Origin of the sequence: Pseudoduganella buxea, from assembly GCF_009720835.1 — a bacterium.
GTDB lineage: Bacteria > Pseudomonadota > Gammaproteobacteria > Burkholderiales > Burkholderiaceae_D > Rugamonas > Rugamonas buxea.
Genome location: NZ_WNKZ01000050.1, coordinates 1 through 15,208, shown reverse-complemented (window position 1 = coordinate 15,208; position 15,208 = coordinate 1). Strand labels below are relative to the sequence as shown.

The following is a 15,208-nucleotide window of genomic DNA, read 5'->3' as shown; positions in this document are numbered from 1 at the left end:
GCCGATACTTGATTTAGAGGAACATTAGTTATGGCAAGGCCAGAGAAGGTAAGACTGGGCGAAATCCTGGTGCAGCAGAAGCTGCTGTCGGAAGAACAGCTGGGCCTGGCTTTGGCGGAGCAGAAACGCAGCGGACGCAAGCTGGGCCGCGTGTTCATCGACAGCGGCTATGTTACCGAGGAGCAGATCGCGGGCGCGCTGGCGCGCCAGCTGAACATCCCCTATATCAACCTGAAGTTCTACAATATCAACGCCGACCTGGTGCGGCTCCTGCCGGAAACCCAGGCCCGCCGCTTCCGCGCGCTCGTGCTGGAAGACCGCCATGGCGCGCTGCTGGTGGGCATGTCCGACCCCACCGACCTGTTCGCCTACGACGAGATCGCCCGGCTGGTGAAGCAGAACATCGAGCTGGCCGTCGTCAACGAGACGGAAGTGCTGGCCGCCATCGACCGCATCTACCGCCGCACCGAGGACATCACGGACCTGGCGCGCGAGCTGGAGCAGGAGATGGGCGATGTGTCCGTCGACTTCGGCGCGCTGGCCGTCAACCCGGGGCTGGAAGAGGCGCCCGTCGTCAAGCTGCTGCAGTCCGTGTTCGACGACGCGGCCCAGGTGCGGGCCTCGGACATCCATATCGAGCCCCAGGAAAACCGCCTGCACATCCGCTTTCGCATCGACGGCGTGCTGCACCTGCAGACCCAGGCCGACATCAAGATCGCGCCGGCGCTGGCGCTGCGCCTGAAGCTGATGAGCGACCTGGATATTTCCGAGAAGCGCCTGCCGCAGGACGGCCGCTTCGCCGTGCGCGTGAAGAGCACCCGCATCGATGTGCGTATTTCGACGATGCCGACGCAGTTCGGCGAATCCATCGTCATGCGACTCCTGAGCCAGGGCAACACCAACCTGCGCCTGGACGCGATCGGCATGCCACGGCCCATGATGGAGAAATTCCGCGCCATCGTGCAGCGCCCCAACGGGCTCGTGCTGGTGACGGGCCCGACGGGCTCGGGCAAGACGACGACGCTCTACAGCGCACTGGCGGAACTGAACTCCGTGGAGAAAAAGCTCATCACGGTGGAAGACCCCGTCGAGTACCGGCTGCCCGGCATCAACCAGGTGCAGGTCAACGAGAAGATCGAGCTCGACTTTGCCCGTGTGCTGCGCTCGGCCCTGCGCCAGGACCCGGATATCGTGCTGGTGGGCGAGATGCGCGACCAGGAAACGGCCCAGATCGGCCTGCGCGCCGCCATGACGGGCCACCTGGTGCTGTCGACCCTGCACACGAACGACGCCGCCAGCACGCCGTTGCGGCTGATGGACATGGGCGTGCCGCGCTACATGGTGGCCAGCTCCCTGCAGGCCGTGCTGGCCCAGCGGCTGCTGCGCGTCATTTGCGAAAGCTGCACCACCGAGTACACGCCCACGCCGACGGAGCTGGAATGGCTGCGCCTGGAACTGAACGACAAGGTGGGCATGGCGAAATATTTTCACGGCAAGGGCTGCTCCCATTGCAATGGCATGGGCTATCGGGGCCGTACCGGCGTCTACGAGCTGCTGGAAATGACGAGCGCCGTCGTCGATGCCGCCAACGATCCGGACCCGGCCAACTTCCTGAAGGCGGCCGGGCAGGCCATGGCAGGCCAGACCCTGCGCCGCCACGCCGTGCAACTGGTGATCCAGGGCCGCACGACCATCGCCGAGGCCATGCGCATCAGTAACCAGCAGGAAGAGTAATGCCATTTTTCGCATACAAGGCGCGCAACGGCAAGGGCGAGCTGCTGCAGGGCGTGCTGGAAGCAGCCGATCAGGGCGCCTGCGCCGACCAGCTGATGGGCACCGGCGCCACGCCGGTGGAGATCACGGCCACGCGCCAGCCTGCCAGCGACGTCGAGGGGATCTGGGCCCGCCTGACGGAAAAGGCCGTGACGCCGCTGGACGTGCAGCTGTTCTCGCGCCAGATGTACACCCTGCTCAAGTCGGGCGTACCCATCATGCGCGGCCTGGCCGGCCTGCAGGAATCGGCCATCTCGAAATCCTTCGGCAAGGTCATCCGCGACCTGCGCGAATCGCTCGATGCGGGGCGCGAGCTGTCGGCGGCCATGCGGCGCCACCCCGGCGTGTTCAATAACTTCTATTTGTCCATGGTGCGGGTGGGCGAAATGACGGGCCGGCTCGACGAAGTGATGCTGCGCCTGTTCGAGCACCTGGAATTCGACAGGGAAATGCGCTCGCGCGTCAAGAGCGCCGTGCGCTACCCCATGTTCGTCGTCATCGCGATGGTGGCGGCGATGATCATTGTCAACGTGTTCGTCATCCCCCAGTTCGTCAAGGTGTTCGAAAGCTTCAATGCCGAGCTGCCGCTGATGACGCGGCTGCTGATCGCCGGCTCCAACTTCACGATCAATTACTGGTATCTGCTGCTGGGTGGGGCGGTGGGCGTCTTCTTCGGCATCCGTGGCTGGATGAACACGGTGGAAGGGCGCCTGAAATGGGACCGGTGGAAGCTGCGGCTGCCCGTGGCGGGCAAGATCGTCCACAAGGCAACCATGGCCCGCTTCGCCCGCAGCTTCTCGCTGGCCGCCCGCAGCGGCGTGCCCATCGTGCAGGCGCTGACGGTGGTGTCGCAGACGGTGGACAATGCCTACCTGTCACAACGGGTCGAGGCCATGCGCGACAGCGTCGAGCGGGGCGAAAGCATCCTTCGTACGGCCGTGACGGCCGGCATCTTCACGCCCATCGTGCTGCAGATGATCGCCGTGGGCGAGGAATCCGGTTCGCTGGACGACCTGATGGACGAGATCGCCCAGATGTACGAGCGCGAAGTGGACTACGAACTGAAGACCCTGGCCTCGCAGATCGAACCGATCCTGATTGCCTTCCTGGGCGCCATGGTGCTGGTGCTGGCGCTGGGCATCTTCCTGCCCATCTGGGACCTGGGGCGGGTCGCCCTGCGCAAGTGATGAGGGCCGACGCCCGCCGCCGGCAGCGGGGCGCGTCGCTGTTCGAACTGGCCGTCTGCGCCGGCGTCTTTGCCATCCTGGCGGCCGTGCTGCTGGACCGGGTGCAGCGCTACCAGGCCGAAGCGGAGCACGCCGACGTCACCCGGCAGGTGGCAACTTTGCGCAGCCTGCTGCTGGTGCGCGTGCTGCAGGCAGAGATCGCCGGCGACGCGGCGGCCGTCGCCGCACTGGTCGGCTCGAACCCGATGGCACTGTTGCAAACGCCGCCGGCGTCGTATCGGGGCGAATTCGACAAGCCGGATGAGCAAGCCCTGGCACCGGGAAGCTGGTATTTCGACAGAAAACAACAGAAACTTGTTTATCTATTCACGGGAAAGAAAAGTTTTCATACGGGAACACCGACACAGTGGGCGTTCACGATAAAATTCACTCGCTTGCCCACGAACAACGCCAAGCCGCCAGGGACACAACCACTCGTTGGCAGTGTCGCCCTGACCCAGGTAGACGGTTGACCAGAATGCAAATCATCCTCGTGTAGCTGCCGTCGCAAATTACTTTCTTTACGCTGGAGATTCAAATGCAATTCAAACAAGTGGGTTCGCTGAGCCGTGCCAAGCAAGCCGGTTTCACCCTGATCGAACTGATCGTCGTCATCGTCATCCTCGGCATCCTGGCCGCCACAGCGCTGCCCCGTTTCGCCGACATGGGCGACGATGCCCGCGTGGCCAAGATGGCCGCCGCCCGCGGCTCCGTACTGAGCGCGATGTCGATCTCCCATGGCGAGTGGCTGGTCCGCGGCAACGCCCCCGCCACCGTGACGCTGGAAGGCGCAGCGATCGACATGACGAACGGCTACCCGTCCGCGTCGGCGACCGGCATCGTTGCCGCCGCTGGCCTGAGCGGCGATTACAAGATCACCCATGCGGCCGGTGTCACCACCGTCGAGGAAACGGGCAAGTCCAGCTGCCAGTTCACCTACACGCAAGCCACCGCGACCGCCGCACCCGTGGTCGGCGCGGCTCCGGCCCTGGCTTCCTGCTGATAGTCATGGGCCGCCCCGATGGGGCGGCCACCGACCGCCACGTGACCTGCGCCAACGCCCAAGTGACACCGGCCCGACTGTCCGGCAGCAAAACCGGCCAGTCGGGTTTTACCTTGGTGGAACTGGTCATCGTCCTCGTCGTCGTCGGCATCCTTGCCGCCTTCGCGTCGCAGCGCTTCTTCAACCGTTCCACCTACGACGCGGCCGGGTATTCGAACCAGGTCGGCTCCCTGATCCGCTACGGCCAGAAACTGGCCATCGCCCAGAACCGCAGCGTGTTCGTGCGGCTGAACGGCAGCAGCGTGGCCCTTTGCTACGATGCGGCGTGTACGGCGGCGAATCTGGTACAGTCGCCCGGGGGCAACAGCAGCGATAGCGCGGCCACGCGCCTGCACTGCAATAACGCCCGGTGGGCCTGCGAAGGCGTGCCCGCCGGGCTGGCTGTCACGGCCCACCCCACCTTCTATTTCGATCCAGCCGGGACCCCATTTGCCCTTGCCGATGTCCAGCCCACGCTTGTTTCCACCTTCGCCACGCTGGTCGTACAGGTCAGCGGCAACGGCATCGTGCTGGCGACACGGATCGAGGCAGCCACCGGGTATGTCCATTAAGGCACCGGTGCAGCTGGTGCGCCAGCGCGGGCTGACGATGATCGAACTGATCATCTTCATCGTCATCGTCACCGTGGCCGTCGTCGGCGTGCTGCAGGTGATCGCCTTGAGCACGGCCCGCAGCGCCGACCCGATCCGCCAGAAGCAGGCCCTGGCCATCGCCGAAGGCCTGATGAACGAAATCCGCTCGGCCGGCATGGCCCTGTGCGATGTCAACGATCCGAACTACGGCGCCATTCCTGCCGTCGCCTGTACGATCCCGGACAATGTCGGTCCCGAGGCGGGCAATAACGCGCGCCCGTTCGACAATGTGAACGACTACGTCACCGCCTACGGCACGCCCCGGGCATATGCCGCCGATGCCGCCAATAATGCCTTTCCACCAGGGTACGCGGCCACCGTGACGATCACGCAGCCGAACCCGTTCAACGGCGTGACGGCCGGCGCCACTGCCTTGATCAGCATCGCCGTCACCTACGGCGGCAGCAGCACCGTGCTGGCCAGCTACCGTATCCGATGACGGCCATGACAGAACTCTCGCGCCGCCAGCGCGGCTTCACCCTGGTCGAGGCCATCGTCGTCATCGTCATCACGGGCATTGTCGCGTCCTTCGTTGCCGTGTTCATCCGCCTGCCCGTACAGAGCCATGTCGACACGGCTGCCCGCATCGCGCTGGCCGACACGGCCGACACGGCGCTGGGCCGCATCAACCGCGAGCTGCGCCTGGCCTTGCCGAACAGCGTGGTCGTTGCCAACGGCAATACGGCGCTGCAGTTCGTTCTGACCAAGGCGGGCGGGCGCTATGTCGACGTCAACAATCTCCCACCGGCGGGCGTGCTCCCGCTGCGCTTCGACGGCGCATCGACCCAGTTCGATATCGTCGGCCCGGCACCGACGGGACGCGCCGCCATCGTGCCGGATGACCTGCTGGTGATCAACAACACGGGCGCGGCGCCGGCCAATGTGTATGCGCTGAACCGCAACAACGTCGTGTCCATCACGGCCATTGCCGGCAACCGCGTCACCTTGGCCGGGGGCTTGCCGTTGGCGGCAGCGGCACCACCCCCTTACCGCTTCCGCATCGCCGCCGGCACCGTGACATATTTGTGCAATAACAACAGGCTGGTGCGCCATTTCACGCGGACCATCCCCAAGTCCGGCGTCGCCGATATCAACGCGCTGGGCCCGGAAGCCCTGCTGGCCGACCGCGCCACCTGCGCCTTCCGCAACCTGCCCCTGCCTACCCAGGCCGGCACGTCGCTGGTGACGGCATCGCTCCAACTGACGTCCACCGGCGGCGAAACCGTCAGCCTCGTGCGCCAGACCCAGGTGGAGAACCTGCCATGAAGGGTTCGTCCGTCGCGCGCCGCCTGCGCCGCAGCCGTGGCGTATCCATCGTCACCGCCATCTTCCTGCTGGTGGTGCTGTCCGGCATCGGCGCGGCCATCGTCACGTTGACGACGGCGCAGCACACCAGTTCGGCCTACGAGATATTGGGCGCGCGTGCCTACGAGGCGGCCCGCACGGGCGTGGACGTGTCGATGCACCGGCTCGCCAGCGCCGCCAACATCTGCACGGGCGTGGCCGAAAACGTGGTGATGCCGGCGCCGCTGGCGCCGTTTACCGTCACCGTCACGTGCAGCCGCACGGCCCTCTTGATGAATGACGGCGTCACCGACCTAGCCCCCGTGCGCATCACGGCCACGGCCTGCAACCAGCCCACGGCGGCGGGGGCGTGCCCGAATCCTGCGCCGGGCCTCGATTATGTCCAGCGCGTCGTGCAGGCCACGCTGTGAAAAGGATGCCGCCCCCGATGTGGATGACCCGCCTTGCCGGCGCCTTGCTGGCGCTGTTGACGTTGCTGCTGTCGGCGTCCACCGTCCGCGCCGATACGCCGATCACGCTGTTCAAGAGCTTCGCCGGCACGGTCAATTTCACGGGCACGCAGGAATCCCTGCGCACCAAGGCCAACGGCAACGACGCCTGTTCCATCGCCAGCAGCGTGACGATGACCTTGTCCGGCCTGCCGACCGGGTCGACCGTGCTGGCCGCCTACCTGTACTGGGCGGGCTCGTCCAGCACGCCCGACTACACGGTCACCTTCGACGGCAAGACGGCGACGGCGCCCACCAACCGGCAATACACGTCGACCACGGTCGGCTACAACTACTTCGCCGCCGCGGCCGACGTGACGGCCCAGGTCAAGGCCAAGGGCAATGCCAACTACACGGCGACGGACCTGACGGTGGACCGCAGCAGCCTGTTCTGCGCCGTGCAGGGCGTGCTGGGCGGCTTCCAGCTGCTGGTGGTCTACAACACCAACGATGCGCGCGCCACATTCCGCGTACTGAATGTGTATGAAGGCCTGCAGTACATCCGCAATTCGCAGGTGGAACTGACGCTGGCGAACTTCCTGACGCCTTCGCCGCTGGGCACGCAGACGGGCAGGGTAGGGGCGTTGACGTGGGAAGGCGATTCATCGCTGTCGGGCGGCGGCGAGAACCTGCTGTTCAACGGTAACCAGCTGGTGGACAGCCTGAACCCGGCCGGCAACCAATTCAATTCCGTCAGCAATATCAACAACGACCAGAATTCCTTCGGCATCGACTTCGATGCCTACACCATCGCCTCGCCCATCATCGCCAGCGGCCAGCGCTCGGCCAAGACCACCTACCAGTCCGGCAACGACCTGGTGCTGATGAACGCGGAGATCATCGCCGCGCCGAACGTGCAGGCCACCGACCGGGCCATCGCCATGACCCTGGAAGGCCCGTTGGTGGAATCGACCACCACGGCCTATACCCTGGTCGTGTCGAATAACGGGCCGCTGCCCGAGGCGGGTCCCATCGTTGTCACGGATACCTTGCCGGCTTCGCTGATCGTCGGCACGCCCAGCGGCACGGGCTGGAGCTGCGTCAAGTCCGGCCAGACGGTGACGTGCACCTACGACACGACGAAGAAGATGGCGGTGGACGAGAAGCTGCCGGCCATCACGATTCCCGTGACGCCGGTGCGGGGCGTCTCCGGCCTCGTCACCAACAGTGCCACCGTCGGCGGCCCCCTGTTCGACTACTACGACGCCAACGACACGGCCACGCTCAGCGTGCGTGCCGGCCTGGGCGACTTCACGCCGCAGTTCATGTTCACGACGGCGCCGTGCGTGCACAACAAGCCCTTCGGCGACCCGGAGCAGACCTGCAGCCCCGTCAACTTCGACCCGTCGCTGGCCAACACGGACCTGCGCATGTTCATCTCCTACGTCGTGAAGGGCGTGCCGACGGCCATGTCGAATGCCGACACCACACTGCGCATGAAGTTCGCCATGACGTGCCACAACCCGACGACGAACGCGGGCGTGCGTGCCACGTACAACATCAGCAGCACGGTCTTGAACTTGCCGCTGTGCGAGAACGCGGGCGCCATTCCGGGCCAGACGTCCAGCACGTGGAGCGGCTTGAACAATATCGTCTTCGGCGCCGGCACGCCCAGCACGAAGGTGGAATTCCAGCTGCGCTACCAGGACGTGGGCCGGGTCGAGCTGCTGGTGTCCGACAGCGATGGCCGCCTCGGCTCGACCGGCTCCTTCGTGTCGCGCCCCGAGAAGCTGCTGCTGCAGGCACCGTCGTACAACGCCGCCACCACGCCGGCGCTGGCCACCAACCCCAAGTTCGCCGTGGCGGGCGATCCGTTCGCGCTCACCGTGCAGGCGATGATGCCTGGACTGACCACGCCGGCACCGAACTTCGGCCGTGAGACGGAGCCCGTCAAGGTCCTTGTCACGGCCACGCCGGCGGCCACGGCGTCCGGCCCCATCCCGGCCATGGTGGTGGGCCGCGCACCGGACAATTACTTCGACCCGGTGCCGTTCCGGGGCGCCTTCAATGCCTTCGTCGGCGGCGTCGCTACCGGCACCACCTTCGCCTACGACGACGTCGGCGTGCTGCAGCTCGATGCGGCCCTGCAGGGCAAGGACTACCTGGGCAGCGGCAACGTGGCGGCATCCTTCATCAATGTGGGCCGTTTCGTGCCGGCGTACTTCAACACCATCGTCACGGGGCCGATGGCCTGCGTCACGGCCGCCGGCTGCCCCAGTGCCGCGACGGCGCCCGTCTCGGCCATCGGCACGATGGCCTATTCGGAGCAGCCGTTCCAGGTGGAAGTGCAGGCGATGGGCCGGGCCAACAACGTGCTGCAGAATTACCGGCTCGAACTGGCGCGTGACGTCACCTTGACGGCGTTCACGCAGCCGAACGGTACGACGGCGCAGACCTCGCCCACGGCGGGCAGCACGCTGTCGACGTTCAGTGCCGCCGTCATTCCGGCCAGCGCCTTCGCCGCCGGCGTGGCGAAAACGACGGCGGTCTACACCTTCCCGACCGCACTGAAGTATTCAAGGGAAACACCCAGCGCCAACAACTGGCCGCAGCCGATATCGGCCTACGTCCGTGCCATCGAGTCGAGCGGGCTTGATGCCGTGACGTCCAAACGGGCCGCCGCAGTGGAAGGGGGCATCCGCGTCGTGGCCGGCCGCATGTACGTGCCCAGTGCTCAGGGCGCGGCCGACCAGGTGCTGGCCGTGCCCGTCAAGCCGCAGTTCTTCGGCATGGCGGCCGGCTTCGCCGGCTGGTACGACAGCAGCACCGATTCCGTCACGACCTTCGTGCCGGCCACGGGCCCGCAGTTCGCCCAAGACTGCGCCAAGCTGCCCGGCGCCACGGCCTGCAACCTGGCCTTGCGGGTCGATGCATCGACCGTCGGCACCTTCACGGCCGGCGTCGGCACGGTGAGGCTGGCCGCGCCGGGCGCAGGCAGCAACGGCTCGCTGGAAATGTGGCTGAACAGCCAGAGCTGGCTGCCGACAACAAAGGGTGTGCTGACCTACGGCGTGGTGCGTTCGCCAACGATTTACACGTATATCCGCGAAATGTACTGAGCGCCGGGGCAAATAGGCGACATGCGGGGGCAGATTGCACGTCTTCACGGCGCCGGCGGGGCACATCTTTACTATAATCAAGCCGTTGCAGGGCAAACTGCAAGCGACTTCACAGGACGAGACCGAAGGCATGGCGTTTTGGCACAAGGCAGGAAAGAAGGACGGCTGGCTGGCGATCGCGCCGGCGGGCGATGGCGTGCGCGCGGCCGTGGTGCGGCGCAGTGCGGGTGCCAGGCCGGCCGTGCTGGCCTGCGCCTTCCATCCGGGCAAGCTGGAGGAACTGGCCGCGCTGATCGGCAAGGTCGGCCGTGAGCTGCATGCGGTCCAGCACCATTGCAGCAGCATGCTGCCGTTCGGCTCGTATCAGCTGCTGTCGCTGGAAGCGCCCAACGTGCCGGCGGCGGAAATGAAGACGGCCGTCGGATGGCGCCTGAAGGACATGATCGACTTCCCCGTGGCCGATGCCACCCTGGACGTCGTTGACATTCCCGTCGCTGCCGGCGGCGCGACCCACAACCACCAGGTATTCGCCGTGGCGGCCCGCAACGCCGTCATCGAGGCGCACCAGAACATGTATGCCGAAGCGAAGGTGGCGCTGGGCATCATCGATATCGGCGAAATGGCGCAGCGAAATATCTCGGCCCTGCTGGAGCCGGAAGGGCGGGGCCTGGCCATGCTGTCCTTCGACGGCGGCGGCGGCCTGTTGACGGTAACGTTCAAGGGCGAGCTGTACCTGGCGCGGCGGATGGATATCGCACTGGGCCACGTCGAGGGGCCGCCCGAGGCACGCCAGCAGTATTTCGACCGCATCGCGCTGGAGCTGCAACGCTCGCTGGACAATTTCGAACGGCAGTTCCAGTACGTGGCCGTGTCGAAGCTGGTGGTGGCGCCGACGGGGTCGAGCAGCCTGGCCGATTACCTGTCGAGCAATATGTACCTGCCTGTCGAGATGCTGGACCTGGACACGGTGCTGGACCTGGAGGGTGTGCCCGAGTTGCGCGACGCGGCGGCGCAAAATGCCTTCTTCCTGGCCGTCGGCGGCGCCCTGCGCGACGAGGGAGTGGCGCCATGAGCCAGCAGATCAACCTGTTCAACCCCCGCTTCCAGAAGCAGAAGCGCTACCTGACGGCACCGGCTCTGGCCATGATGCTGGGCGTTGCGCTGTTCGGCTCGCTCGCCTTTGCCGTCGCCGCGCGCGGCCGCATGGCCAGCCTGGAAGCGGAGGCGGCGCAGGTTCGCACCCAGCTGCAGCAGGCCGAAACGCGCAAGCAGGCCGCGCTGGCGGCGCTGGCGCCGCGCCAGAAGGATCCCGGCGTGGCCCTGCAACTGGCCACGGCCGAAGCGCAGAACCGCGCCCTGCACGGCGTTGCCGCCATCCTGGAACAGAACCGCGTCGGCAACCCGCGCGGGTATTCCGAATACTTCCAGGCCCTGGCGCGCAGCCGGGTCAACGGCCTGTGGCTGACGGGGGTGCAGATCGACGGCGCCGCCGCCGATATCGGCCTGCGCGGGCGCGCCCTGCAGGCCGAGCTGCTGCCCGGCTACCTGGACGGCCTGGCCCGCCAGCCCGTGCTGCAAGGCAAGGCCTTCGGCCACGTGGAGATTATTCGCCCGGCACAAGCCGCGCGGGCAGGCGTCGCCACCGCGGCGCCGCCGGAGCCGGGGGCCGGGCTGGCACCCGCCTTGGCCCCCTATATCGAGTTCACCTTGCAGGCCGCGGGCAGCGTGCAGGGGGAGGGCCAATGAAGGCGCTGTGGCTGAAGTGGTCGGTGAAAATCGAAGAGTTGAGCATCCGTGAACGGGCAATGATCGCGCTGGGCGGCGCGGCCGCCATCATCTTCCTCGTGTATTTCGGCCTGATCGAGCCGGCCCACGTGCGCGAACGCAGCCTGCGGGAGAGCCTCATCCAGCAGCGTGCCCAGCTGGCCGGCATCGACGTCGAACTGGCGCAGAAGCAGGCCGCCGCGCTGGCCGATCCGGATGCGGAGGCGCGCAAGCGCCTGCTGACCCTGCAGGCCGACAGCGAAGCGCTGCGCACGTCCTTGCGGGCCACGCAGAAGGCACTGGTGCCTCCGGCCCGGATGAGCGCGCTGCTGGGCCAGATGGTGCAGCAGAACGCGCGGCTGAAACTGGTATCGCTGAAGACCTTGCCGCCGGCCGGCACGACGGACGGCAGCTTCGCTGGCGACGACGAGCCTGGCGCCATGGCGGGACCGGTGCTGCCGCCGACGGCGCTGTCGAGCACGCCACCCGGCGTTGCGGCACCGGCCGACACGACGGGCGCTGCCGCCCATCCGGCGGGGCCGTTGCTGTACCGCCACGGCGTGCGCATCGTGCTTGCCGGCGCCTACGGCGACATGGTCGCCTACATGGAAGCGCTGGAGCGCATGCCGGCCCAGCTGTTCTGGGGCCGGGCGGCGCTCGATGCCACTGAGCACGACAAGGCCACATTGACCTTGACCCTGTATACCTTGAGCCTGGACGACAAATGGATTGCCCTGTGACGCGCGGATCGACCGCCTTACTCGCCTCGTTGCTGCTGCTGGGCAATGCCGGCGCCCTGGCCCAGGTGGCCGATCCCACCTTGCCGCCCCCGTCGCTGCGGGCACCGGCGGCAAGCACCGCGCCCGCTCCGGTGCCGGCACGTCCCCAATTGCAGTCGATCCTGCTGTCGCGCGAGGCAGGCGGGCGCCGCGTCGCCGTGATTAGTGGCGAAATGGTACGGCAGGGCAGCGCCTTCCAGGGCGCCGTGGTGGAACGGGTGGGCGAAGACGAGGTAGTGCTGCGGCGCGGCAAGACGCGCGAAGTGCTGCGGCTGTATCCGGCGCGGGGCGCCGCCGTCGCCGCCACCGCGGCCGGCAGCGCCGCGGCAACGAAGCAGACGGAACAACAATGAACAAGCGGGCCATGAACCACACCATGCAAAAATTGATCACGTTCGGCTGCGTTGCCGCCACCACGCTGGCCCTGGCCGGTTGCGACACGGCCGCGCGGCGTGATACCTACGACACGATCAACCGCGAGATGCACGAGGCGGCCGCGAAAAGCGCCGCCCAACCGGCCTCTCCCGGCGCCGTCGAGGCGGCGCTGCTGCCGCCCGTGCCGGCGCTGGCGGCCCAGCTGCCCAAGGCCCGGGCCGTGCTGGAGGAACGCTTCAACGTGGCGCTGAACAATGTGCCGGCCCAGCAGTTCTTCAACACCATCGTGGCCGGCACCCGCTACAACATGCTGCTGCACCCGGAAGTGGCCGGCACCATCACGGCCAACCTGAAGGACGTGACGATCGCCGAGGCGCTGGATGCCGTGCGCGAGATGTACGGCTACGACTACAAGATCGACGGCAACCGCATCTCGATCCGACCGCTGACGATGCAGACCAGGATGTTCCAGGTGAACTACCTGACGGCCAGCCGCAAGGGCAGCTCGAATATCCGCGTGTCGTCCACTTCGATCAACAATGTGTCGACCAACCAGGGCAGCAACGGCAGCGGCGGCGGGTCCTCCTCGACGAGCAACAACAGCGGCCAGACCCAGAACGGCATGCCGGGCGGCGGCCAGGCCGTGCAGGAAGACGCCAGCAACGTCAAGACCAGCACGGAAACGGACTTCTGGGGCGAGCTGAAGGCCGCGCTGGACGCGCTGGTGGGCGGCGCCGGGGAAGGGCGCAGCGTCGTCATCAGCCCGCAGTCCGGCGTCATCGTCGTGCGCGCCTTGCCAGACCAGCTGCGCGCCGTGGGCGACTACCTGAAGGCCACGCGCCTGGCCGTGGAGCGCCAGGTGATCCTGGAAGCGAAGATCCTCGAAGTGCAGCTCAACAGCGGCTTCCAGTCCGGCGTCAACTGGTCCGCCTTCCGCACGGGCGGCAACAGCCGCGGCTCGGCCGGCATCATCGCGCCCGGTACCAACCTGTCGACCCTGGTGGGCGGCAATGCCGTCTCGCAGTCCACCGGCACGGGACTGGGCGCGCTGGCCGGCACCACCTTGAACAACGCGGCCAGCGCGGCCGGCACGATGTTCGGGCTGGCCTTCCAGACCAGTAATTTCTCCGCCATGATCTCCTTCCTGGAATCGCAGGGCACGGTGCACGTGCTGTCCAGCCCCCGCATCGCCACCCTGAACAACCAGAAGGCCGTGCTGAAGATCGGCACGGACGAATTCTATGTGACGGGCATCAGCACGACGACGAACTCGAACGTGAGCGGCAACACGACGACGCCGAACGTTACCTTGCAGCCGTTCTTCTCCGGTGTGCTGCTGGACGTGACGCCGCAGATCGACGAGGACGGCCACATCATGCTGCACGTCCATCCTTCCGTCAGCGAGGTCAGCACCGTCAACAAGAGCATCAACCTGGGCAGCGCCGGTTCGCTGAACCTGCCGCTGGCCGCGTCCAGCACGTCGGAAATGGACAGCATGGTGCGCGGCAAGGACGGCCAGATCGTCGCCATCGGCGGCCTGATGCGCCAGGCCATGAGCAGCGACCAGTCGCAGCTGCCCGGCGTGGGCAACGTGCCCGTGCTGGGCGCCCTGTTCCGCAACAAGGAAAGCGGCATGCAGAAGCGCGAACTGGTGGTGCTGATCCGGCCCACCATCGTCGACGGCGCCGGCAGCATGACGCAGGACATGCAGGACGCCGCCCGCCGCATCCAGCAGCTCGATCCTGCGCTGCGGAGCAACTGATGTACGAAGCCCACTTCGGCCTGCGCGAGGTGCCGTTCTCCATCACGCCGGACACCAGCTTCTTCTTCGGCAGCCCCCATTCGCAGGAAGGCCTGAACACCCTGCTGGTGGCGGCGCGCAGCGGCGAGGGCTTCATCAAGATCACGGGCGAGGTGGGCACGGGCAAGACGCTGCTGTGCCGTAAGTTCATGGCCACGTTGGGCGAGGAATTCGTCACGGCCTACGTGCCCAACCCCTACCTGGAACCGCGCGCGCTGATGCTGTCGCTGGCGGACGAACTGGAAATCACCCTGCCGCGCGACGTCGACCAGCACCAGCTGGTCAAGTCGCTGACGGTGCGCCTGCTGGAGCTGGCCGCGCGCGGCAAGCACGTCGTGCTGTGCCTGGACGAAGCGCAGGCGCTGCCGCTGGAAAGCCTGGAGGCGCTGCGCCTGCTGACCAACCTGGAGACGGAAAAGCGCAAGCTGCTGCAGATCGTGCTGTTCGGCCAGCCCGAACTGAATGCCCACCTGGCCAGCCCCACCATCCGCCAGCTGGCCCAGCGCATCACCTTCCACTACCACCTGGGCGCGCTGCGGCGCGACGAGCTGGATTACTACCTGGCGCACCGGCTGCGCGTGGCCGGCTTCACGGGCGCGCGCCTGTTCTCCAGCGGCGCCGTGCGCAAGCTGTACGGCGCCACCGGCGGCATTCCCCGCCTCGTCAACATCATTGCCCACAAGGCCCTGATGCTGTCCTATGGCGAAGGGCGCCAGCAGGTGGAGAAGCGCCACGTGACCCTGGCCGCGCGCGATACCCTCGGTACCGTGCGCCGCACCTGGCCGTGGTTCGCGGCGCTGGCCACGGCCGCCTCGCTGGCCGCCGGCATAACGATGGCACTGACCAAATGAGCCTGATAAACAAGATGCTGCAAGACCTGGACGCGCGCGGCAGCGGCGGCGCGGTGCGCGGCCCCGACCCGGCCGTGCGTCCCGTCGGCGCC

General features: G+C 66.9%; 15 protein-coding genes. All 15 read left to right on the top strand.

Annotated elements, in window-relative coordinates; genetic code table 11:
• The first annotated feature begins 30 nt into the window (after positions 1 to 30).
• On the top strand, positions 31 to 1,734 hold the full coding sequence (locus GM672_RS16800) for a GspE/PulE family protein (RefSeq protein ID WP_155471690.1): 1,704 nt from the start codon (positions 31 to 33) through the stop codon (positions 1,732 to 1,734).
• The gene (locus tag GM672_RS16795) at positions 1,734 to 2,960 is read left to right on the top strand and encodes a type II secretion system F family protein (protein ID WP_155471689.1); all 1,227 of its coding nucleotides are present in this window, start codon (positions 1,734 to 1,736) and stop codon (positions 2,958 to 2,960) included. Before GM672_RS16800 ends, GM672_RS16795 begins: the two co-directional genes overlap by 1 nt.
• Positions 2,960 to 3,472, top strand: a complete 513-nt coding sequence (locus GM672_RS16790; protein WP_155471688.1) for a type II secretion system protein — start codon at positions 2,960 to 2,962, stop codon at positions 3,470 to 3,472. Before GM672_RS16795 ends, GM672_RS16790 begins: the two co-directional genes overlap by 1 nt.
• 65 nt (positions 3,473 to 3,537) lie before the next feature.
• Positions 3,538 to 4,002: a type II secretion system protein gene (locus tag GM672_RS29755; RefSeq protein ID WP_155471687.1), complete on the top strand. Its 465-nt coding sequence runs from the start codon at positions 3,538 to 3,540 to the stop codon at positions 4,000 to 4,002.
• A gap of 5 nt (positions 4,003 to 4,007) precedes the next feature.
• Positions 4,008 to 4,613 carry a prepilin-type N-terminal cleavage/methylation domain-containing protein gene (locus GM672_RS16780; protein WP_155471686.1) on the top strand — a complete coding sequence of 202 codons (606 nt, stop codon included), beginning with the start codon at positions 4,008 to 4,010 and terminating at the stop codon, positions 4,611 to 4,613.
• Positions 4,603 to 5,133, top strand: a complete 531-nt coding sequence (locus tag GM672_RS16775) for a hypothetical protein (protein WP_155471685.1) — start codon at positions 4,603 to 4,605, stop codon at positions 5,131 to 5,133. Before GM672_RS16780 ends, GM672_RS16775 begins: the two co-directional genes overlap by 11 nt.
• A gap of 5 nt (positions 5,134 to 5,138) precedes the next feature.
• Positions 5,139 to 5,960 (top strand): prepilin-type N-terminal cleavage/methylation domain-containing protein, encoded by an 822-nt coding sequence (locus GM672_RS16770; protein ID WP_155471684.1) that lies wholly within the window; start codon positions 5,139 to 5,141, stop codon positions 5,958 to 5,960.
• A complete protein-coding gene (locus GM672_RS16765) occupies positions 5,957 to 6,409 on the top strand; it encodes a pilus assembly PilX N-terminal domain-containing protein (RefSeq protein WP_155471683.1) in 453 nt (150 codons plus the stop codon). The genes GM672_RS16770 and GM672_RS16765 overlap by 4 nt, the downstream gene beginning before the upstream one ends.
• A gap of 23 nt (positions 6,410 to 6,432) precedes the next feature.
• Positions 6,433 to 9,546 carry a DUF6701 domain-containing protein gene (locus tag GM672_RS16760; protein ID WP_229417783.1) on the top strand — a complete coding sequence of 1,038 codons (3,114 nt, stop codon included), beginning with the start codon at positions 6,433 to 6,435 and terminating at the stop codon, positions 9,544 to 9,546.
• Between the two features lie 130 nt (positions 9,547 to 9,676).
• Positions 9,677 to 10,618: an agglutinin biogenesis protein MshI gene (locus GM672_RS16755; protein ID WP_155471681.1), complete on the top strand. Its 942-nt coding sequence runs from the start codon at positions 9,677 to 9,679 to the stop codon at positions 10,616 to 10,618.
• Positions 10,615 to 11,292: a PilN family protein gene (locus GM672_RS16750; protein ID WP_155471680.1), complete on the top strand. Its 678-nt coding sequence runs from the start codon at positions 10,615 to 10,617 to the stop codon at positions 11,290 to 11,292. Before GM672_RS16755 ends, GM672_RS16750 begins: the two co-directional genes overlap by 4 nt.
• Entirely contained in the window at positions 11,289 to 12,050 is a 762-nt protein-coding gene (locus GM672_RS16745; RefSeq protein ID WP_155471679.1) for a type II secretion system protein M, read from the top strand. The genes GM672_RS16750 and GM672_RS16745 overlap by 4 nt, the downstream gene beginning before the upstream one ends.
• A complete protein-coding gene (locus GM672_RS16740) occupies positions 12,047 to 12,442 on the top strand; it encodes an MSHA biogenesis protein MshK (RefSeq protein ID WP_229427740.1) in 396 nt (131 codons plus the stop codon). Before GM672_RS16745 ends, GM672_RS16740 begins: the two co-directional genes overlap by 4 nt.
• Before the next feature lie 23 nt (positions 12,443 to 12,465).
• A complete protein-coding gene (gene mshL, locus GM672_RS16735) occupies positions 12,466 to 14,226 on the top strand; it encodes a pilus (MSHA type) biogenesis protein MshL (protein WP_170300102.1) in 1,761 nt (586 codons plus the stop codon).
• The gene (locus GM672_RS16730; protein ID WP_155471677.1) at positions 14,226 to 15,116 is read left to right on the top strand and encodes an ExeA family protein; all 891 of its coding nucleotides are present in this window, start codon (positions 14,226 to 14,228) and stop codon (positions 15,114 to 15,116) included. The genes mshL and GM672_RS16730 overlap by 1 nt, the downstream gene beginning before the upstream one ends.
• Positions 15,117 to 15,208 lie beyond the last annotated feature (92 nt).